Raw genomic sequence first — 21,066 nt, forward strand, 5'->3', positions numbered from 1 at the left:
GAGCAGATGAGCGAAAGCAAACCGTCCGAAGACGCATCGTTAAGGGCTCAAGCGCTGTCAGAACTGAGGCTGGCAACTAGCCTTGGGAGCAAGTCTGGAGGACACCTGCCTACCGTCCAGATGGCAGGAGGTGCAGCGCGAAGCGTTAAACGTTTGAGTGGTGGCGAGATCAATGGCTCATATGTCGAGTCACGGCGAATCGATTGAGAAATCCATGGACCAGGAAAACAAGCGTCAGGGTCAGGATTACCGAGATCGACACAGAAGTGAGTCTATAAAAGATATCGAACATGATGTCATGCGAGGGCGTCAGGTATTGGCCAAACAGAATGGCCAATGTGGTAATGGCGCCAAAGCCTATTCCCGGCAGCCCTTTTTCCATGGAATGCCAACGGGCGCAGACCATCAAGGCCACCCAGAACATCACGAGAACCAGCGGTAAAATGTCATGATGATTGTAGAGTAACAACTGCATGATAAAGCCCACTGCGCATCCCATAAGCGTGCCTACTGCACGAATCCTCCCGGCGAAATGCGCGCCTTTCCAGTGCATGGGAAACAGAATCAGGATGCTTGCCACTTGTGCGGACAATGAATCTTTCAAGTCCAGGCATTGAAAGGCGACAAACGACGCGGTAGCGACCGTTGCGCCAAGCAGGGCTTCATGGCGCTGGCTGGGCAGGTCTTTTTCTATCGGTTGCCTGGGGCTGCGGGGAGCTGCATCTGGAAACAGGTAAAACATCAGGCCGGCGATCGCCGCAGAGAGCCAGATCGCTGCGCCATTGCACCAGAGCAGATCGATGACATCAGTTTGCGGATAGCTAGAAAAATGCAGCAGAATCGAGAGAAACACCGCGCTCAGAGCGCTGAAGAAAAACAGTGGCCCTTTCGCCATCAGCGCAAAGCGGTATAGAAACAACAGGAACACGATGGGCACCGCCAACACCGGTCGACCACCGAACAGCCCATAAAGCACTCCGACCTCCACGCTGACCACCACGCCCTGTGCCAGGAACTGGCGGACCAGATGGGCATTTAAGGTCGGAACCAGGCCAAGGACCAACATCGGATAGACGCAAAAAAAAGCGCCATACTCCAGATTTAAAACCTTGCAAATCAACAGCCCCAGCGTACCACCGCCGGCAATGCGCAGGCATTGACGCAGGTCGTTTTCGCTCAGCCGATGGGGGCCGCCAGTCTCAGTAGACATAATGGATGATGCTGACGAGGCGGATTTGCAGCGCACCCATCAAGCGCGCCACAACATTGTCGCTGGAAAAGAGCTGCACGGTTGCCTTCGCTCCAGAGGGTAACGAGGGCGGAAGTTCGGTATTGAACACCAGGTGGATGCGTTGGCGCTGCGCATCCCTTACCCATCGATCCGATTGCAGGGGGGGCGGCCAGATCGCCGTTTGCGTCGATCTGACCTTCTTTCACCCCCGACTCCAGGCTGCTGACTTTTGCAGCAAAAATGTCCCCTGGCCGGGCATCGAACACCACTGAGGCGGTTGTGCCTGGCTTCGCATAGCGCAACGCCTTTTCTCTGAAGTCGGCAGTGACATCGGCATTGTCTTCCACTAATGCCATGACGGATGCACCGGCCTGGAAGTACGCCCCGGGACTGAGCTGCAGATTGCCAACCACGCCGGCACGTTCAGCCCGGACTTCGCTGTACTCCAGTTGCAGTCGGGCCTGTTCCAATGTGTTATGCGCCTGGCGGATGTGAACATTGTCGTCGCCGGGGCCACCTCTGCGCGCCTTGATTTCATCGATGGTGCTGGACGCGGCCCGTACTTGCGCTTGGGCAATAATCAGGTTGGCGTTGATCTGATCCCGCAGTTGCGTAGAGACGAAGTTTTTGTCATGCAAGGTTCGAATGCGACCCGCCTGAGCCGCTAACTCCTGAACTTTAGCCTTTGCTGCTGACAAGTCGGCCTGCGCTGCGCCGAGATTTGCATCACGCTCCGAGTAATCCTGTCGGGCGCGCTCGATCATCAACTGCGCTTCCTTGACCTTCAAAGCAAAAGGGCGGGGATCGAGGCGGAACAGCAACTGCCCAGCCTCGACATGCTGATTATTGACCACTGTCACTTCTATCACTTGGCCCGACACGCGAGGCGCGATACGCACAACGGAACGAGTTAATTGCGCCTGGGGTGTGAGCGGCATATAGAGGTCTGCTGCCAGGAAATAGACAAACAGGCCGGTCAAAATCAAAATGGCAAAACGGACGTGTCGGGCAAATCGTTGGTCAGGGGTCATGGCAACTTGCATAAAGCGTTCATGTGCGATCCGTTGGATGATGATCTATCCATGACTGTTTAATCGTCGTCTTGAACTCGATGCGCCCAGAGGCCACGAGACAATCAGTGGGATGAAATGAAAAGGGTGGGTGGGACTTGAGGACAGATTTTACCCAGTGCAGGAGAAACAGGACCATTTGAAATGTTGATAGTCCCAATTCATGCGGGGAATAGTCTGCATCGCGTGCAAGCTTCTATTTTGGCGATCACCGTATTGCAGTGGCGAAAAGAGTGCGTTAGTTGATTCTTGCGCTGGCGAAGTTTTTTGTTGCTGCCATTTGTCATTAAATTCGCCTGATATTAGTGTCCGGCGATTATAGATACTTCCAGAACTGGATTTCTTTATTGCTATTCGGGAGTGGGTATTTGGTGCAGCACAACTGCACTGCGCTTATCTGTTCGTCTGCAACACATCATCTCAGCCCGGTTTTTTTCCAGCACCAGGCCAGCGGTACCATCGGGGCTGCGCCAGCGCGGCCACGCGCGCTTTTCGGGAGTAGGGTGGCAAAACCAATCAGCTTGCTGCGTCGTATCAGATACAACGCATCAGTCTTCAAGTTCGTTCATTACAGCAGCCATTCAATCGGCAGAATCGAAAGCAATGAAACGGTCGCGCGCTGAAACAAGGTGACACCCGGTTCACTGTCATGGCGCACCTGTATGCCGTCACGTAATTCTAGCCAATACAACTGATCGTTATCAGACAGATGCACTTCATACGCTCGTTCAGGGATTTTTGCAGTGAACGCCTCGTCGATTTCCCCGGCCATTTTCGGGCTGTCAATGACAAACCCAAGTTCAGTGTTAAGGTGCGCCGAGCGAGGGTCAAAGTTAAAGGAACCGACGAATATACGAGACTGGTCTACACCGAAGGTCTTGGCATGCAGGCTTGAACCAGAACTGCCAAACGGTCCCGCGCTCTCGTTGCGCTTCCCTTCAGGGGCGGTACGGCGCATCTCATAAAGAACCACGCCAGCCTTGAGCAAGTCTTTGCGCCGCTTGGCGTAGCCTGCGTGAACCGCAGCCACGTCAGTGGCCTCCAGTGCGTTAGTCAGTACTCGCAGGCGAACGCCGCTATTGGCAATCTTGGTAAATGCATCGACTCCCGCTGTGGTGGGGACGAAATAGGGCGAGACCAAGTCCAGGTTATGAGCCGGTTTCCCGAGGATGTCGCCCAACTGAGTCATGAGTAGTCCGGAGGATGTCACTTCGCCGAGACCTTTAGCAGGGTCATCACTGACCATGCGCGTGTGCGCCCATTCAAAGGTAAGTTTGTTCTGGAGTAAGCGAGTCATAAAATTCGATTTGCGGATGGCGCTGATGTATCGCGTTGCGGCTGGGGAGCGTTCAAGGCTGGCGGCAGCAGCGGTTATTTCAGTAAGGCGAGAGGGCCCTACGGACGGCAAGATACGGTCTGCCGGATAGGCGCTGTCACTTGCCCAATACTTATCAAAGTCGTTGGAAACGCTGTTGACGATCGGCCCGATGGCAAAGACATCCAAATCGGCGAACAGCACGCCTTCACTCGCCCCGAAGTATTCATCACCCACATTACGCCCACCGACAATGGTGGCTTGATTGTCGGCAGTGAGCGATTTGTTATGCATCCGCCGATTGGCGCGACTGAAATCCGTCAAGTAACCCAATGCTTTGGGCGAGCGAACAATAAAGGGATTGAACAATCGAACTTCGATGTTAGGGTCGGTATCCAGGGCCGCGAGTTCGGTATCCAGGCCGGCTGTGCCGTTATCATCGAGTAATAGACGGACCTTTACGCCTCGGCTCGCTGCTTCGCGCAAAGCATCTAAAAGCAGTGTTCCGGTGATGTCGCCATGCCAGATGTAATATTGAACATCCAGGGTTTTTTCGGCCGTGCGGGCCAGTAGAATCCGTGCGGCGAAGGCGTCGTAAGGGTCAGCCAAAGCGACAATGCCGCTTTGGCTTTTATCCGCCTCGACGCCGATCTGTTGGTCGATAGCGCGGCCCAGTGTGGTGGACTTTGCCTGAGTCTGCGGGAGTGTCGTAGAGATCGTCCGGCCTTCAAGCGAGGGCAAAGTGCAGCCGCTCAGTAAGCTGATGCCAAGGATCAGTGTGCACAGTTGATGAGCTGGAATCATGAATTACTCGACGTGGGCCATTGATGCATAACATTGTTCAGCGGGTCGCCATCGTTTTTATAGGTGGTCTTTGAATGACGACTCGACGACGCTTGATCGATCATTTTTCGTGTTTCCCCGGTGTCGTTACTGCACAGTGACTAGCGCCATACTCCGCACTAGGCACCATCAGGCGCTCACGCGGATCGGCAATTTGAATGTTTAGCTCACGGAACCTTTCCAATATGCGGCGATTGGTTTCGCGCTGTACGCCCCATCGCCCGTTGGACAAGCAACGAATCTGCCCCGTCAAGGTGAGCATGGGTCCATCAATCGCATCGACCCCCCAGACTTCCAGATCGGCCAGAATCAAAGGTCCAAACGTAGGGTCGGCACGTAGCTCGGCACCGATTTTCTTAAGTTCATTGCTGGCTAGATTTACGTCCGTTTCATAGCCGATGTTGACGCGTACTGCGGCGTTGCCGATACCTCGGTTGGTATTGTTAACCGTAGAGACGGAGCTGAACGGAATGATATGCAGCGAGCCATCTCCAGCGCGTAGGCGAACTGTACGAATGGACAAATTTTCCACCGTGCCGCTAACACCCGCGACGGTAACGCCGTCGCCCACCTGCATGGCGTTCTCCATGAGCAGGAAAATACCGGTGATGAAATCCTGAACCAATTTTTGTGAGCCAAAGCCCAGCGCAACCCCGATGATGCTAGCACCCGCTAACAGCGGGGTGGTGTTGATGCCAATCTGAGTCAAGGCCGTCAACCCCACCACTAGCGTCAGGACAACGAGCAAAATTGTTCGCATCATCGGCAGTAGTGTTTTTAGGCGGGCTGCACGTGTCAGGTCTCCATTTTCGGTCCACAGTGTGACGCGTCGCTGAACAGTGCTATCGATCAAGTACCAGACGATTACGGCGATCACTAACGCAGTGAAAATAGTCAGTGCCGCCGACGTCATGCTGCCGCCGATCGTGCCTGGGGCAAACCAGTCGATAGCGTTGATCCCTTGTGATTGCAATAACGCGACAACGGTCAGAACCATCACAACAAAGGAGATCAGCCGGCGAATCAATGGAAAATAACGCTCCCCCATGTTGCTACGCAGGTTTGAAGGTCTACTGTTATTTGAGGGGGCGACACCGTTATCTACGTGAAGCGCTTTCGCTACCAAGCCTTGGACAAAAACATCGACCAGACGTCCGACCATGATGATCGCAGCTGTGACTGCGATGAACTCCATTAGCCTTGGGAAACCATTCTCGATACCCAGCGCCCAGATAAACCAAAGCCCCATGACCAGCGATGCTGCAGGGATTACCCAGATCTTCGCCAACCAATTACGCAACGCTGCAAGCGAGCCAGTGGCTTCTGGCGCGGCGGCGATGCTGAGGCCAATTGGCTTGCGGAATCGGAAGATAATCATGACTGCAGCGAGATGAATGAGCAGCGAAACCAGTTTAACCATGGCTTGGCGACCCGCTTCGCCGGCCCCGAGCTGACCGGCAGCGGATGCCAGCGCAATCCCGAAGGCGGCGAATACGATGAAGCGGCGCAGCCAGGTATAAAGAGCGCGCGCCGAGAGTGGAGTGATCCGTAACAGGCGAACGCCACGACCGTACGGGGCAATCAACACACGTAACACCGCCATGCAAATGCTGGTAGTGACGTAAGCCTTGAAGAAACCCCGCACGACAGAGAGTGCGTGTGGATCAAGGGTGGGTAGCAAGTGGATGGCCAGCGCTGCGGCACAGAAAAAAGCCACCAACCCCAGCAGATCGAGCAATAGCGTGCCGAGCGCAAAAGGGAGCAAACGCAGTGTGCGCTCGGCCATATCGCGACGGGTAAAGGCTATCGCCTGGGCAGGATCCTCATGAGGGAGAGGTTCATGTCGTGCGGGTATTACTTCAGGATTGGTCGGCGAAGCCGGTGTCGTGGCAGACGTAATGTCTTCAGCATCCTGTACGACCAGCGTTTCGACACGCTCTACGCCGTCGCGAACTGTTTGGACCAAGACTACGTTTTCTTGCTCGGGCGCTAACTCCGCCTGGGCTTGGGTCTCTGCAGCAGACGGCTGCGCGGCGGCGAAGTTCTCTTCAGCGCGCGTGCGCGTCGCAACCTCGTGCAGACGCGACGCCACATTACCGGCATATTCGGCTAGCGCGCGGCGGGGGTAGCGCAAACCCCGATTCACGAGCGCTTGTGCAGACACGCCAAGCACAAATACCGCGAGCAGACCGCACGCTGATTCAAACAGCAGTTGCCTCCAGGCATCGTCATAAAAACTGGCCTTTAACCACTGGGCGAGTTCCGCTGCTGAATGTTCGAACAGATGCAATTTCTCGCCCAGTCGAGTGATCCATTCGCCAAATTCATCCAGCGTGCGAGCAATCAAACCGTCCGCTTCAAGCGGTGCTGTGTCTGCCTCGGGATCAGGCGGCGGGGGAGCCTTGATGACGTCTTCGGCATTAACGGTTGCCGTCTCTGCGGGGCTTTCCTTGGTCGACTGTTTCTGGCTCGCAGGAAGGGCTTCCTGCGTTTGTTTATTGGTCTGTTCCTCAGGAATCACCCGCGCTTGCGCGGTCCATGGCGCACACACAGCCAAACTGAGCATCAGTGTTAAAAGAAGAGGCAAGCAACGTTTGATCATAATATGAGCCTGAGTGGCGGTGATTTTTTAAAGCATTAACGGGCTGTGCCAGCAAAATCGCTGCTAGCCCACAGGACCAAAGCTATTGAAAATTTCAGTGACGATAGGATCCACCGTCTGCAGCACATGGATTGACAGATAGAATTCGGCGAATCTTCGCTGCCCATATTGCGGGCAAAACGTGGAGCCATAGACGGACTTTTGTGCGGCTCCTATTGGGTAATCGACTCGAGATATTCAGGTAAGCGGGAGCCCACATAAAATCAGAAAGCGCGGAGGGATCAATCCATTTCGCGAATTAAATAGACGATGCAGTCTAGTATTGGTTCATTTCTTGTCGTCATCAGGCGCATCATCATGTCTGCCCGAGCTTTGCATCTGCTTACGTAATCTTCACGCACGCCAGGCTAGTCACCATCGTTGGATCTGATTGTTTCCAGATTAAACTAGACGGAAGGCTCTATTTTAGATACTTTGCTGCGGCAACTTTTCTCTCTGGATCCTGCATTCGAGGTCCTCAAATCTTTTTTCATGAGGTCTGCTCGAGCGAGAGGGCGGGGAGATGAACAATGATGTTTTAGTGCTTTCAGCTTCAACTTGTGGCAGGCCGCAGTCTCCCATCCAATTTTTGATCGCTCCTTTCTGGTGCCTCTTCGGATAGAAATAATACCTTGCAGCCGCTTGACCTAAATCCATCCTGCATCATTTGTGAACACTGCGATTCGCTTTACGAAGCCTGTCCGTTGCAGGCGGGACAATCCGCTTGTTGTTTGCGTTGCGGTGCGGTGCTCGATCGCAGCCACCGCTTGAGCATCGAACAGTTACTGGCCCTCACGGTGGCCGCAGCCATTATGTTTGTCTTCGCCAACGTCTTTCCGGTGATCAGCATCAGTCTGCAAGGCCTGACAAACGAAGTGACCCTATGGGGCTCGGTGGAGGCGCTGGCACAAGGTCGCATTACCTTGATCGCGCTGGTGATCGGTCTTTCAATTATCCTCGCACCAGCCCTGCAGATTGCATTGTTGTTCTGGGTACTTGTCCATGCAAATCGCGGCAAAATAGCCCCGGGCTTCAGAGCGTGTATGCGTGCTCTGGAACACTTGCGTCCTTGGAGCATGCTGGAAGTCTGCCTGCTGGGTATTCTGGTGGCGATTGTCAAACTGGCAGGCATGCTCGATGTGCACGTCGGCGTGGGGCTTTGGGCCATGGTGATGTTGATGGTGTTGATCCTGCTGATCGCCGGCAAGGATATTCGACGCTTGTGGGAAGAGCTTGGAGTGGGGCGTCCATGAGCAATATTCCCTACGCTCGGGACCGGAATATCTGGCTGTGCCATGTGTGCAGCAATGTCTGCGCGGGTGGAGTCCACCAGTGCCCTCGCTGCGAGTCGCCGGTGCATGTTCGCAAACCCAACAGCCTGGTTCGTACTTGGGCTTTTCTGATTGCAGGGCTGATTCTCTATATACCGGCCAACGTCCTGCCGGTCATGTTCACCACGATGCTCGGTAATGGCAGCGAAAGTACCATCATGAATGGGGTGATTGAGTTCGCCAAAGGTGGCTCGTGGGATATCGCAATCTTGATCTTCGTTGCCAGTGTGGTGGTGCCCTGCATCAAGTTCCTGGTGCTCACTTTGTTGTTGGTCACTTGTCAGCGCAGAAGCCAGTGGGCCCAGCGCGAGCGTGCGCGGCTGTATCGTTTTATCGAGCTGATCGGCTACTGGTCGATGCTCGACGTTTTAGTGGTCGCTCTGGTGGCCGCTCTGGTTCAGTTTCAAGGGCTCAGCACGATTGAGCCCCGACTGGGCATCCTTTTCTTTGGTTTGGTGGTGGTCATGACCATGTTCGCTGCCATGAGTTTTGATCCCCGGCTTATCTGGGATTTAGAGGTTGAAGATGTCCGATAATCCCCTTACTCCTTCACAATCGGTGAAGCCCGAGATCAAAGCCCGTAAGGCAAGAATTTCATTGGTGTGGCTAGTGCCCATCGTCGCTGCTTTGATCGGGCTGTCGATGGTCGTTCACGACCTTCTTAATGTTGGGCCAAAGGTAACCGTCAGCTTCCTCACCGCCGAAGGTTTGGAGGTCAACAAAACTCAGGTCAAGTACAAGAACGTGGTGATCGGCATGGTCACAGACATTGCGTTGAGCGAGGACCGCACCCATGTTCTGGCCACTATAGAATTGAACAAAACGGCGACGCTGTTTACCCACGCCGAGACCCAGTATTGGGTGGTTCGTCCGCGCATTGGCGCTCAAGGCGTTTCCGGCGTCGATACATTACTGTCGGGTGCGTTCATCAATGCTGACCCCGGAAAGTCGGAAAAAATCGAGAAGAACTTCACTGGCCTGGAAACCCCGCCTTCGGTCACCTTCGGTGAAAAGGGCAAGCGGTTCATGCTGCATACAGCGGATTTGGGTTCGTTGGACATAGGGTCACCGGTGTACTTTCGTCGGATTCGGGTCGGTCAAGTGGTGGCATACGAGTTGGCGAAAGACGGAAAAGGCGTCGACATCGAGATTTTTATCAACTCACCGAATGATCAATACGTGCTGACCGATTCGCGCTTCTGGAATGCCAGTGGCGTGGACGTGACCGTAGGGGCCGAAGGCCTGAAAGTCGCGACACAATCCCTGGCCTCGATCATCTCCGGAGGCATCGCTTTCCGTGAACCCGCATACAGTCCCGGCGCCAAGCCAGCCGAGGCCAATGCCAAGTTCAAGATTTTCGAAGACCAGACCACCGCATTGGCACCACCTGACGGCGAGCCGCGTTACATTCGTATGCGTTTCCAGCAGTCGCTCAGAGGCCTGGCGGTCAATGCGCCCATCGACTTCCTTGGGGTAAATATCGGCCGCGTCGTCTCGGTCGATCTGGAGTATGACCCCAAGACCCAGACGTTCCCTGGAGTCGTCGGTGCTGTCATCTATCCGCAGCGCTTGGGCGCAGCCCACGACATGTTGCAGGGATTGGCGGGCGAGGGCGACATCGAGGAGCAGAGCGCACGGGTCCTTGACGGATTGGTTCGTCACGGCCTTCGGGCTCAGGCTCGCACTGGCAATCTTCTGACCGGTCAACTGTATATCGCGATGGATTTTGATTCGAAGGCGCCCAAAGTGGCATTTGACGCGACCGCGCGTCCGTTGGAAATTCCGACTGTGCCAGGCAGCTTCGACAAATTGCAGGAGCAGTTGCAGGGCTTCGTCGATAAGCTGAGCAAACTGCCGATCGACGCGCTGGTGAGTAACCTTAACGGCAGTCTGAGCGAACTGCAAAAAACCATGAAAACGGTGAACGGCGAAGTGCTACCGCAAGTGCGCGGCACGTTGCAGCAAGCGCAAAAAACCTTGGGGACGGCAAACGACACCCTGTCGGATGATTCACCGGCGCGGCAGCAGCTTGGTCAAACCATGGATGAAGTTCAGCGCACGGCCCGCTCGGTTCGTGTACTCACCGATTTCCTGAGCCGCCACCCTGAATCGTTGATCCGTGGCCGCACCGGCGACGCAGCATCGGGTTCCTACAAAGGCTCGTCCTCATCCCGTGAAATTGACTTGGAGCCTGCGCAATGAACGTTCGCGCCCACATTGTTCTGCTTGCAGCAGCGCTGAGCCTAGGTGCCTGCTCTTCGCAATCGACGCATTACTACACGCTGATTGCACCCCAGGACGCAGCGTCGGCAGCCGTTGCACAACCGTTGTTTCAATTCAACATGCTGCCCGTGTCGATACCGGTGCAAGTTGATCAGCCGCAAGTCGTGTTGCGCGACGGCGACGGCAGCCTCGCCATTCTTGAGAGCGAACTCTGGGGCGGGCCTTTGGGTGATGAGTTTCATGATGCGTTGACCGGTCAGTTGGAGCGGCGCTTCGGTGTTCGGGATCTGGCGGGATTGCCCCGACAGAGCGATCAGCCTGTACTGTCAGTGCGCACTGACGTACGCCGGTTTGAATCAGTTTTGAATCAGTACGCGTTAATCGATGTGGTGTGGAACCTGAGTCTGAGCAGCCGCGACAACAAACGTCGGAACTTAACCTGCAGCAGCGTGATCCGAGAGCCGGCGGGTGCTGGAGTGAAGAACCTGGTGCTAGCCCATCAGCGTGCGGTTGCGAACTTGGCGGATGCCATTGCCAAAACGGCTGACGACTGGACGCGAGAGCCAGTTTCTCGGTGCTGGAGTGGCGCGCAGTAGCCGAGCAGGGCGGTCGACAGGTTGACCATCAGACAGGCGCTGTCAGCGAGACGCCTTCGGTGGGGGGGTAAGCCCGGGGACCCCTGGCTGTTGCCCAGGTTGGCGCGGATCAGTGCATTGCCTAACCCGCACTAGACGATTTAGTCTAGTGTTTGTTCGATTGTCGAGATATAAATGGCTCATAACGGACGATCGAATGCGTACTGCCTCCCCATGACCGACAAGAAAAAGCCCACCTCTTCCCGTTCTCCCCAGCAAACCCGCGGTCACGAACGAGTTGCTGCCATACTGGACGCTTGTGCCCGCTTGATTGTGATCGAAGGGGTTGCTCAGCTGACTATGCACGGTCTGGCCCGAGAGGGTGGTACATCGATTGGCTCGCTTTATCATTTCTTTCCTGACAAGCAGAGTGTTCTGGAGGCCTTGGGTGATCGCCACATAAAGGCGTTGGTGGTCATTATGCAAGAGATGATGGCCATTGATGAAAGTGTCTGGATCGAGGAGAGCGCAGGGGACGTCATCGCCCGACTGATCCTTCCTATCTTGCAATATATCGAGGAGCACCGGGATCTGGTTTCAATGATTTATCCGCTCGATGGAACCTATCGTTTGAGTAGCCCGGATTTGCGCCGGCGAATCGAAGACACCTACGCGCGGATGCTGGAATTACGCTTGCCGACTGCCACTGCTGATGCACGCCAGGTTTATGTCTTGGCATTGGTAGAGCTACCTATGGGCGCATTTCAGGTCGCACAAAAAAGTAGCGCCTTGTCCAGACGGCTATTGATTGAGGAGCTTCCGAGAGCCTTGATTGCTTACCTGGAGGCCTTGGAGCGAATACATGGGTTACCCAGTGGCCTGAGCGGTTAATCCATTAATTTATTTTTTATCACGCGCAGCTTCCCCTATGTACCGAGCTAATGATGGCCACATCCGTTTTATTCCACTTGAACGGCTTGGCTGAGTGCTCATAATTACGCCACGCATAAACATCCAGAGGTCAAGGAATGGCTCAAGCGACATTCGCGATTTCACATGCACTTCACCCCGACATCAAGCTCCTGGATGAACATGGTTGAACGCTTCTTCCGAGACATGACCGTTTTCTTACGTGATGGCAGCTTCAGTGCGACACGCGAATTGGCCAGTTCCATTACCACGTTTTTAGCGTTACACAATGCTCAGCCAAACCTTTACGTCTGGAATGCAAAAGGTGAAGACATCTTGCGCAAGATCCCGCGTGCACGAGAGGCGATGACATCACAGTCCAAAGAGAATGTTTTTTCTGAGACAGCACACTAGCAGCACCAGTAGCGCAGGAGAGAACGCGCCGACGCCGAGGCGATCCAGCAACAAGCCGTCGATGATGCCGCCACCTGCGATCACCATGTTCCAGGCCGTAAGCAGCATGGACTGCGCGACATCCGCAGCTTCCCCGGCTGTTTGGGCAATTGCAGTCTGGAACAGGGTCGCGGTACCACCGAAGGCAAGGCCCCAAACCCGATCGCCGTATAGACGGCGACAGGTTCATTGCTCATCACGCCCAGCACCAGTGCCGCGAATCCGAACAAGGCCGTGCTGGCAAGGGTCAGCGCACGCAGGTGACGGTCGATCAGTGCTCGAATGTCGCCCAGCAGCGGCGGTAAGCGGGGCAACGGAGACCTTGCGTTTGCTCATGCTGTCTCCTCCACAGCATGCCGTGTACCGATGATCATCTTGCGCCGATTCGCCACCAGCTCGGCGGCCTGCCTCACTGGGGCGTCCTCGGTGTGGAAACGAGAGCCATCGCCTCCTGCCCTCAATGCGACGACAATCGGCACGCTGACTCATTTCTACTTCGGCGCGGACGCCAATCCGGATGAACATCGGATACAAGCTATTGGAGCTTCGCAGTTAGCGCACGAATGTTCCCGCACGCACCAGCCGGTCGGAGGCGCTGCCGATCCAGACTGTGTACGTGCCCGACGGAATCACGAAGGCCTTGCGCGACACGTCCCACACGCTCAAGGGATGGTTGCTCGCGGCCGGGTCGATATCGATGGTGACCCGCTCGCGGCCGCCCACCGCAAGCGGCACCTTGTGGAAGCCGACAAGCCGCTTCGGCGGCTGCGGCAGCCCGGCACCTGAAGGCACCGACAGGTAGACCTGCACCACTTCGGCGCCGGCGCGGGCGCCGGTGTTGCGCACGGTGGTTTCGACGCGATAGACGTCACCCTCGCTGGCGGGCAGCTGCAGCCGCGGTTCGGCGAGCTCGAAGCGCGTGTACGACAGGCCGTGACCGAAGGCAAACGCGGGCCGCGTGTTGGTGGCGTCGTACCAGCGGTAGCCGATCTGCAGTTGCTCGCTGTACTCGACCTGGGGAATGCCCTGCGTATCCATGATGCCCGGGTACTGGCTGGCCGAGACGGTTTCCATGAAGCCCTGACCTTTGATCGGGAACGTCACCGGCAGCTTGCCCTCAGGGTTGTGCACGCCCAGCAGCAGGTCGGCGACGATGTGGCCGTCTTCCTGGCCGGGGAACCAGGTCTCTAGCATCGCGGGGCCGCGGTCACCGAGCCAGCGCGCGGGGATCGGCACGCCGGCGTTGTCCTTTAGCACCAGCGCGGTCTTGGCATGCGTCGCGCGCGCGGTGGTGGATTCGACGGCCAGCAACCGGTCGATCATCGCGATGGTCTGGCTGTTGCCGCCGGGATTGTCACCACCGACGACGGAGATCGCCTTGGGCGCTGGCGCGTACCAGTCAAGGGAGTCGCCGCGGGTGACGAGCTTCGTGCCCCTCTCGTCGCTGAAGGTGGCGCGGTCCGCGCCTTCTTCGGCCACGGTGCCGGCCATCACTACGACGGCGGCGGCGCTGGCCGCGGCCTCAAGCACCTGGTCGAAATCCACCGGTGCGCCGTCGATCGTCGCCGCCGCATTGGCGTCATCCACTAGCGCTAGCTGCACGGTGACGGCCTTGTTGCCGACGTCTGCGAAGACATTGCGCAGGCCTTTGGCGGGGGCCACGGTATAGAAGGGTACGACGTCCGAGCTGCCGCCGCCGTCACCCATCACCTTGTCCACCATCGACCCGCCCGCGACCGCCTGCTGGGCGTAGATCTGACTTGACTTGCCGACCAGCAGCACCCGCCGCGCGTCGCGCGGCAGCGGCAGGGCACCGTTGTTCTGCAGCAGCACCGCGGTCTGTACGCCGATCTCGCGCGCCAGCCGGCCGCCGCCTTCGACATCGAGCGCCTGCTGCACGATCGGCTTGTCGAAGATGCCGAACTTGAACATCTGCACGTAACGGCGGCGCAGCGCGGTGTCGATGTCGCCCATGGCGAGCTCACCGGCATCGAGTGCCTTACGCAGGTTTTCCTCGCTGTAGAACTGCGGCAGGGGCATCTCATGGTCGAGGCCGGCACGCATGGCTTTCGCGGTGCTCTTGGCGGCGAAGAAGTCCGACTGCACGTAGCCCTGGAAGCCCCACTGCTTGCGCAGGACCTCGGTGAGCATCTCCTCGTTCTCACAGGCGAACGCACCGTTGAGCGCGTTATAGGAACACATCACCGCGCCGGTTTCACCATCCTTGACGGCCATCTCGAACGGCAGCAAGTACAGCTCGTGCAGCACCTGCGGGTCGATGCGCTCGCTCACCGACATGCGGTTCACTTCCTGCTCGTTGCCCACGTAGTGTTTGGCCACGGCGATCAGACCCTTGCCCTGCACGGCGCGCGTCTCGGCCACGGAGATCACGCCGGCCAGGTAGGGATCCTCACCCTTGTACTCGAAATTGCGGCCGGCCAGAGGCAGGCGCGCGAGGTTCATCCCCGGCGCCTCGAACACGTGCAGCGCCAGGCGGCTGCCTTCCTCGCCGATCAGCTCGCCGAAGGCGGTGGCCACGTCGGGGTCGAACGACGCGGCGACGGCGATGGCGGACGGCACAGCCGTGGCCTTGGCGGACGACGCGTGAAAGTAGGCGGCACTGTCGGCGTACAGGCCGTTGACATACCCCATGTTGGGCGGGGTGTCGAGTCCGACGCAGTCGTTCTGGCCAATACCGACTGGGCCGTTGGTGACACGCAAGGTGGGAATGCGCAGCGCAGGGATGCCGGTCGTGTGACGCGCACCTTTGCAATGCGGCAGTTCGGGCACGATTTCGGGTAGCGCACCGGTCAGTTGCTGCGCCTTTTGCTCGAAGCTCATCGCTGCGAGTAGAAGATCGGACCGGCGTTCAGGTGCCAACGCCGTGTCCATCCATGGCGTAGCGGTTGTGTCGTCAGCGGGGACGCCGGACGCGCAGCCAGCCAGGGCGATCGCTGCGGTGAGCAGGGGAATCGTGGGGGCGAGATTGCGCCACTGCGGGAAGAACTGCATGAAAGACTCCGTTTGAGGAACTGCGGTTGATTCACTATAACTTTTCGACCGCACGGGCGGTGATGAGCGAGGGTGTAGGTTGGTACCGTCCGCACGCTTACCGTGGCGCATAGCATGGCTGAATTGCTCCAGTGTGTAGTTGCCGATGCCCTGCGTTTTCGATGGTGTGATGTTGGTCGAATAAATCGCGCCCAACGGGCTAGCAATGACCAGGTCACCAGCTGTGGCTAGGTAACGGCCACGCTCGACATCCGACGAGGTGTTGGTTGTAGCGGGGACTGCACCGCCAGCCGCAATCCCATAGCCTTCAGGATGGCCGACAGGTTGCTGAGTGCAGAATTCCCTTTCGACGAGAGCGTGCGATAAAGCTATGTCGGATTAAAGTGGGCATGCTCGGCTACCGTTTGCACCCCGCCATAGGTGTGCGCCATTGGCACAGCACGATCAGAAACTCGGCTTGATCGCATTGTCATAAGGTCTATTTTTCATCATCAGTCCTCCGTTACCAGTCCTGCCAATATCCCGCCGCCAGAGCGATGTCCGCTCCTGCGTGCGCTTGTCGCCGCCGCACAGCAGCAACACCACACGGTGCCCCGACAAGGCGTTGTTACATCCGGTAACCCGGCCCGATGTCGATGTCGAGGCGCAGTCCCATACGCAATCGCGACAGAACCTGGGGTCACCCCACCGACACCTTGGCCGGGGTGTCGCGCAATTGCTGTAGCCAATCCAGGTACAGATCCCGATGGTCGCTAACCATCAGGTTTAGTCGAAACCAGGTCGATTATTTATCGGATATCGCTGTTGAGGCGCCTGATAACGTCAAATAAAACCCGGTGTTGAAACCAGACGGACGAGCCCGTTGTCTGGGGCTCGTCACTTTCAACGTTTAGTTTTTGACTAAATGACTCTCAGGAACGGGCTGCTCCCAGCCACCGCCCAAGGCTTTATACAACTGCACTTGGCTATCGAGTTGCAACAGTCGATCGCTGAGCAGTTTTTGCCGCGAGGACAACAACTGACGCTGCGCATCTAGCAGTGTCAGGTAGTTGTCCACCCCTTCGTCATAACGCTGCTGCGCCATGTCGAAGTATTCCTGGGTGGCTTGCACCAGGTCGCTCTGGGCTTGCAGCTGTTCGCTGTAAGTACCTTTTGCGGCCAGGCCATCGGCGACTTCCTGGAAGGCGGTCTGAATGCTTTTCTCGTACTGAGCTACACCGATGTCCTTCTGGATAGTGGCGTAATCCAGATTGGCCCGCAGACGTCCGCCGTTGAAGATCGGGACGTTGATCTGCGGGACAAAGCTCCAACTACCTTGGCCACCGTTGAGTAAATCACCTAACTGGCTGCTCGCCGAACCTGCAGTTGCGGTCAGGCTGATACTCGGGAAGAACGCAGCCCGTGCGGCCCCAATGTTGGCATTGGCCGCCAACAAGCGATGCTCGGCTTCCTGAATATCCGGACGCTTTTGCAGCAGGTCAGAAGGCAGGCCAGCGGGAATATCCCTCAACAAGTCCGTATTAAGCGCCAAGCCATTGACCTGATCGATCGGAATATTCGCGCCCAGCAGCAGCTGCAAGGCGTTGGCATCCTGAGCGACCTGGCGGGTGTAGAGGATCTTCTGCGCACGCGCACTATCGACCAGGGTTCGCGCCTGACGCACATCCAGCGCCGAAGAGGTTCCCTCGCGCTGGGACGATTCAATCATCCTCAGGCTCTTGGTGTAACTGTCCAGCGTATTCGCCGTGACCTTAAGCAGCGCCTGATCGGTCTGCCAGGTCAGATAGGCGCTGGCCACATCAGCAATCAAACCGATACGGATGCTGTTTTGTGCCTGCTCTGTGGCCAAGTAGGTTTCCAGCGCCGCGCTGGTCAAACTGCGCACACGTCCGAAAACATCCAGTTCATAAGAGCTGATGCCGACATCCAGACCATACTGGCTCTGGATTCCGGACTTGCCAGTAGTCGCTAAATCGGCCGGCAGCCGCTGGCGGCTACCACTGGCATTCGAATCAATACTGGGAAACAACTCCGAGCGCTGGATGCGGTACTGCGCCCGGTAGGCTTGCACGTTCAAAGCGGCCACCCGTAGATCGCGGTTATTTTCCAGGGCCAGGCCAATCAACTGCTGCATTTTGGGATTACGGAAGAAGTCCTTCCAAAGCAGCGATGTCGCCGCGACATCTGTTTCTGTGCGATACGCAGGGCCTTGCGGCCAGGTGCTGTCAATCGGCGCCTGGGGCTGGCTGAACTCTGGGATCAGCGAACAGCCTTGCAGCCCCAGAGCCAAGGCTACGGCTAGCGCGAGGTGGTTACGCTTCATGCTTCTTCTCCTGCCTGCACGGGGGCAGCTTTTACTTTCTTGGTGAACAAACTCGTCACCACCACATAGAACAATGGCACGAAGAAGATCGCCAGGAAGGTCGCGGCCAAGGTGCCGCCGACTACCCCAGTACCAATGGAGTGCTGGCTACCACTGCTAGGACCGACAGCCATTGCCAGAGGTAGAACACCCATGACAAACGCGATGGAGGTCATGATGATCGGACGCAGGCGCAAACGGGCTGCTTCGGCAGCGGCCTGGACCAATGTTCGGCCTTGATGTTGATACAGATCCTTGGCGAACTCGACGATGAGAATGGCGTTTTTCGCCGCCAGGCCCATGGTGGTCAACATCCCCACCTGGAAAAATACGTCGTTGGAAAGCCCTCGCAACAACGTCGCGATAACCGCACCCAAGATCCCCAGCGGAACGACCAGCATGACAGCGACCGGAATGGACCAACTTTCATACAGCGCAGCCAGACACAGGAAGACCATCATCAGCGACAGGATGTACAGTGCAGCCCCTTGCGAGCCTGCTTGTTTTTCCTCGTAGGACAAGCCAGTCACAGCCATACCGATACCGCTGGGCAGTTGTGCCGTAATGCGCTCTACTGCGGCCATGGCATCGCCCGTGCTGTAACCAGGAGCAGGTGTACCCAATAGCTCAATGGCGGGGATGCCGTTGTAGCGCTCCAGTTTGGGTGAGCCGAAGACCCACTTGCCTGTGGCAAAAGCCGAGAACGGCACCATGTCGCCAGTAGCATTACGCACATACCATTTATCAAAATCTTCAGGCGAGATCCGTGAATCCTGATTGCCCTGCACGTACACTTTCTTGACCCGCCCTTGGTCAATGAAGTCATTAATATAAGCCGAGCCCCACGCCACCGACATGGTCTGATTGATGTCGGCGATGGACACCCGCAAGGCACGCGCCTTCTCATCATTGATGCTGACCTGGTATTGCGCTTCGTCATTCAAGCCGTTGGGGCGTGTCAGCGCTAACACCGGTTCTTTGGCTGCCAGCTCCAAGAACTGATCGCGTGCCGCCACCAAACCATCATGGCCAACACCTGCGGTATCCTGAAGGAAAATATCGAAACCGGTGGCATTACCCATTTCCAGAATGGCCGGCGGTACAATCGCGATGACGTTCGCATCCTTGATCGTGGCGAATTTGGCGTTAAGCCGCTCGGCTACTTTAAACACCGCGCTCTGCGCCGACTCACGGTCTTCAAAGGATTTGAACATGACGAAAGCCATCGCGGAGTTCTGGCCGCGCCCCGCAAAGTTGAAACCGTTAACCGTAAAGGTTATGGAGACGCTGTCACTTTCCCCCTCGAGGATAAAGTCCCGTACTTGTGTCAGTACCCCCTCGGTGCGCTCAGCACTGGCATTTTGTGGCAGCTGCACCTGTACAACCATTACGCCCTGATCTTCGTCCGGCAGAAACGCCGTCGGAATCCGCACAAACAGCACCGCAACGACAGCGATTAGAGCCAGATAGATAAACATAAAGCGCCAACGACGGGCCAGTATGCCTTTTACGCCACGCTCATAACTCAGAGTACTTTTGTCAAAACTGCGGTTGAACCAGCCAAAGAAGCCCTTTTTCTCATGCTGACCAGGTTTGTGCGGCTTGAGCATCGTGGCGCACAGGGCCGGTGTGAAGACAAGAGCAATTAACACCGAGAAGCTCATGGCCGAAATGATGGTAATCGCGAACTGTCGGTAAATGACCCCCGCCGACCCGCTGAAAAACACCATCGGTAGAAAAACCGCGGAAATTACCAGGCCAATACCCACCAGCGCACCAGAGATCTGGTCCATTGACTTACGTGTCGCTTCCTTGGGGGACAAACCCTCCTCGACCATGAGCCGCTCGACGTTCTCCACCACTACAATGGCATCGTCCACCAGCAAGCCGATGGCCAGCACCATCGCGAACATGGTCATCACGTTGATGGTAAAACCACAAGCGAAGAGCACACCAAACGTCGCCAGTAGAACCACTGGCACAGCCATTGTCGGAATCAGCGTTGCCCGAAAATTCTGCAGAAACAGGAACATCACCAGGAACACTAGAACGATCGCTTCAATTAGCGTATGCGCAACTGATTCGATCGAGGCCGCTACCACTGGTGAGGTGTCATACGGAAAATAGACCTCGACTCCTTCCGGCAGGTAAGGCTTGAGTGCTTCAACCGTCTCCTTTACCTGGGCGACTGTATCGAGCAGGTTGGCCCCGGTCGCCAGGCGTAGAGCCAAGCCCGCCGCTGGTTTGCCGTTGATCTCGCTGGAGATCGAAAAATTTTCGCTGCCGATGGAAACCTCGGCAACATCCATGAGCCGAACCTGCGAGCCGTCCGGGTTCACTTTGATGAGAATGTCATTGAACTCTTCGACGCTGCGCATCCGCGTCTTGCCGATGACCGTGGCATTGAGCTGAACCCCTTTACGCGTCGGTAATCCGCCAAGCATACCCGACGATACCTGGACGTTTTCTGCCGAGACAGCGTCCATGACATCTTGTGGTACCAACTGGTAGCTGTTCAGTTTGCCAGGATCAAGCCAGATCCGCATGGCGTTTTGTGCCCCCAGCACCATGAAGTCGCCAACACCTTTAACCCGGGATATGGGGTCCTGCATTTGGGAAACGATCAGGTTGCCCATGTCAAAGTTGGACATGCGGCCATCAGTGGACACCAGCGCCATGATCAACATGAAGTTGATCTGATATTTCACGACGCGAATACCCTGGCGCTGAACTTCTTGCGGCAGCATAGGCGTCGCCAACTGCAGCTTATTCTGCACCTGGACCTGAGCAATATCCGGGTCTGTGCCCTGATCAAACGTCACGATGATCTGCATGCTGCCGTCGGTATTGCTGTTTGACGAAATGTAACGCAGGCCATCCAAACCATTGAGTTGTTGCTCAATCACCTGCACCACCGTGTCTTGCACCGTCTGTGCAGAGGCTCCCGGGTAGGTCACGCTGATTTGTACCGCGGGCGGCGCAATGTTGGGATACTGGTTAATTGGCAGCGCAAAAATGGCTAACGCACCACCGAGCATAATTACCAAGGCAATCACCCAGGCAAAAATGGGTCGATCAATAAAAAAATGAGACATGGCAAC

General features: G+C 56.6%; 12 protein-coding genes and 2 pseudogenes. 6 read left to right on the forward strand and 8 right to left on the reverse strand.

All coding sequences use genetic code 11. The annotated features are described in order from the left end of the window. Positions 1-169 precede the first annotated feature (169 nt). From DU29_RS0108010 to DU29_RS01000000129645, 4 genes and pseudogenes are all read right to left on the reverse strand, one after another. Entirely contained in the window at positions 170-1,210 is a 1,041-nt protein-coding gene (locus DU29_RS0108010) for a DUF2955 domain-containing protein (RefSeq protein WP_033050352.1), read from the reverse strand. Further along, a pseudogene (locus tag DU29_RS01000000129640) lies at positions 1,200-2,262 on the reverse strand (HlyD family secretion protein). Before DU29_RS01000000129640 ends, DU29_RS0108010 begins: the two are co-directional and overlap by 11 nt. A gap of 607 nt (positions 2,263-2,869) precedes the next feature. Beyond that, positions 2,870-4,420 carry a phospholipase D family protein gene (locus tag DU29_RS0108020; RefSeq protein WP_033050354.1) on the reverse strand — a complete coding sequence of 517 codons (1,551 nt, stop codon included), beginning with the start codon at positions 4,418-4,420 and terminating at the stop codon, positions 2,870-2,872. Positions 4,421-4,520: 100 nt separating this feature from the next. Further along, positions 4,521-7,061 (reverse strand): mechanosensitive ion channel family protein, encoded by a 2,541-nt coding sequence (locus DU29_RS01000000129645; RefSeq protein WP_050483089.1) that lies wholly within the window; start codon positions 7,059-7,061, stop codon positions 4,521-4,523. A 671-nt stretch (positions 7,062-7,732) separates the two neighbouring features. On the opposite strand from DU29_RS01000000129645, the gene DU29_RS0108030 reads away from it, so the two are divergent. From DU29_RS0108030 to DU29_RS1000000131240, 6 genes and pseudogenes are all read left to right on the forward strand, one after another. Further along, entirely contained in the window at positions 7,733-8,353 is a 621-nt protein-coding gene (locus DU29_RS0108030; RefSeq protein ID WP_028621273.1) for a paraquat-inducible protein A, read from the forward strand. After that, entirely contained in the window at positions 8,350-8,967 is a 618-nt protein-coding gene (locus DU29_RS0108035; protein ID WP_028621274.1) for a paraquat-inducible protein A, read from the forward strand. Before DU29_RS0108030 ends, DU29_RS0108035 begins: the two co-directional genes overlap by 4 nt. Continuing rightward, complete coding sequence (locus tag DU29_RS0108040; protein WP_028621275.1) at positions 8,957-10,633, forward strand: PqiB family protein; 1,677 nt, start codon at positions 8,957-8,959, stop codon at positions 10,631-10,633. Before DU29_RS0108035 ends, DU29_RS0108040 begins: the two co-directional genes overlap by 11 nt. Then, a complete protein-coding gene (locus tag DU29_RS0108045) occupies positions 10,630-11,250 on the forward strand; it encodes a PqiC family protein (RefSeq protein WP_028621276.1) in 621 nt (206 codons plus the stop codon). Before DU29_RS0108040 ends, DU29_RS0108045 begins: the two co-directional genes overlap by 4 nt. A 213-nt stretch (positions 11,251-11,463) precedes the next feature. Continuing rightward, positions 11,464-12,120: a TetR/AcrR family transcriptional regulator gene (locus DU29_RS0108050; protein ID WP_028621277.1), complete on the forward strand. Its 657-nt coding sequence runs from the start codon at positions 11,464-11,466 to the stop codon at positions 12,118-12,120. Between the two features lie 90 nt (positions 12,121-12,210). Next, positions 12,211-12,552, forward strand: a pseudogene (locus DU29_RS1000000131240) (transposase); the annotation flags it as partial. Here the strand turns inward: DU29_RS1000000131240 and DU29_RS1000000133505 are convergent. The 4 genes from DU29_RS1000000133505 to DU29_RS0108080 all read right to left on the reverse strand — a co-directional run bounded on the left by DU29_RS1000000133505 (position 12,511) and on the right by DU29_RS0108080 (position 21,060). After that, positions 12,511-12,660: a hypothetical protein gene (locus tag DU29_RS1000000133505; RefSeq protein WP_268871170.1), complete on the reverse strand. Its 150-nt coding sequence runs from the start codon at positions 12,658-12,660 to the stop codon at positions 12,511-12,513. The pseudogene DU29_RS1000000131240 and the gene DU29_RS1000000133505 overlap by 42 nt on opposite strands. A gap of 483 nt (positions 12,661-13,143) precedes the next feature. Further along, on the reverse strand, positions 13,144-15,603 hold the full coding sequence (locus DU29_RS01000000129650) for a beta-glucosidase family protein (RefSeq protein ID WP_201770516.1): 2,460 nt from the start codon (positions 15,601-15,603) through the stop codon (positions 13,144-13,146). A gap of 889 nt (positions 15,604-16,492) precedes the next feature. Then, entirely contained in the window at positions 16,493-17,926 is a 1,434-nt protein-coding gene (locus DU29_RS0108075) for an efflux transporter outer membrane subunit (RefSeq protein ID WP_028621279.1), read from the reverse strand. Further along, positions 17,923-21,060: an efflux RND transporter permease subunit gene (locus DU29_RS0108080; RefSeq protein ID WP_028621280.1), complete on the reverse strand. Its 3,138-nt coding sequence runs from the start codon at positions 21,058-21,060 to the stop codon at positions 17,923-17,925. The genes DU29_RS0108075 and DU29_RS0108080 overlap by 4 nt, the downstream gene beginning before the upstream one ends. Between the last annotated feature and the right edge of the window lie 6 nt (positions 21,061-21,066).

It is taken from the genome of Pseudomonas sp. Ant30-3, assembly GCF_000690905.1.
In the GTDB taxonomy this organism is placed as follows: domain Bacteria; phylum Pseudomonadota; class Gammaproteobacteria; order Pseudomonadales; family Pseudomonadaceae; genus Aquipseudomonas.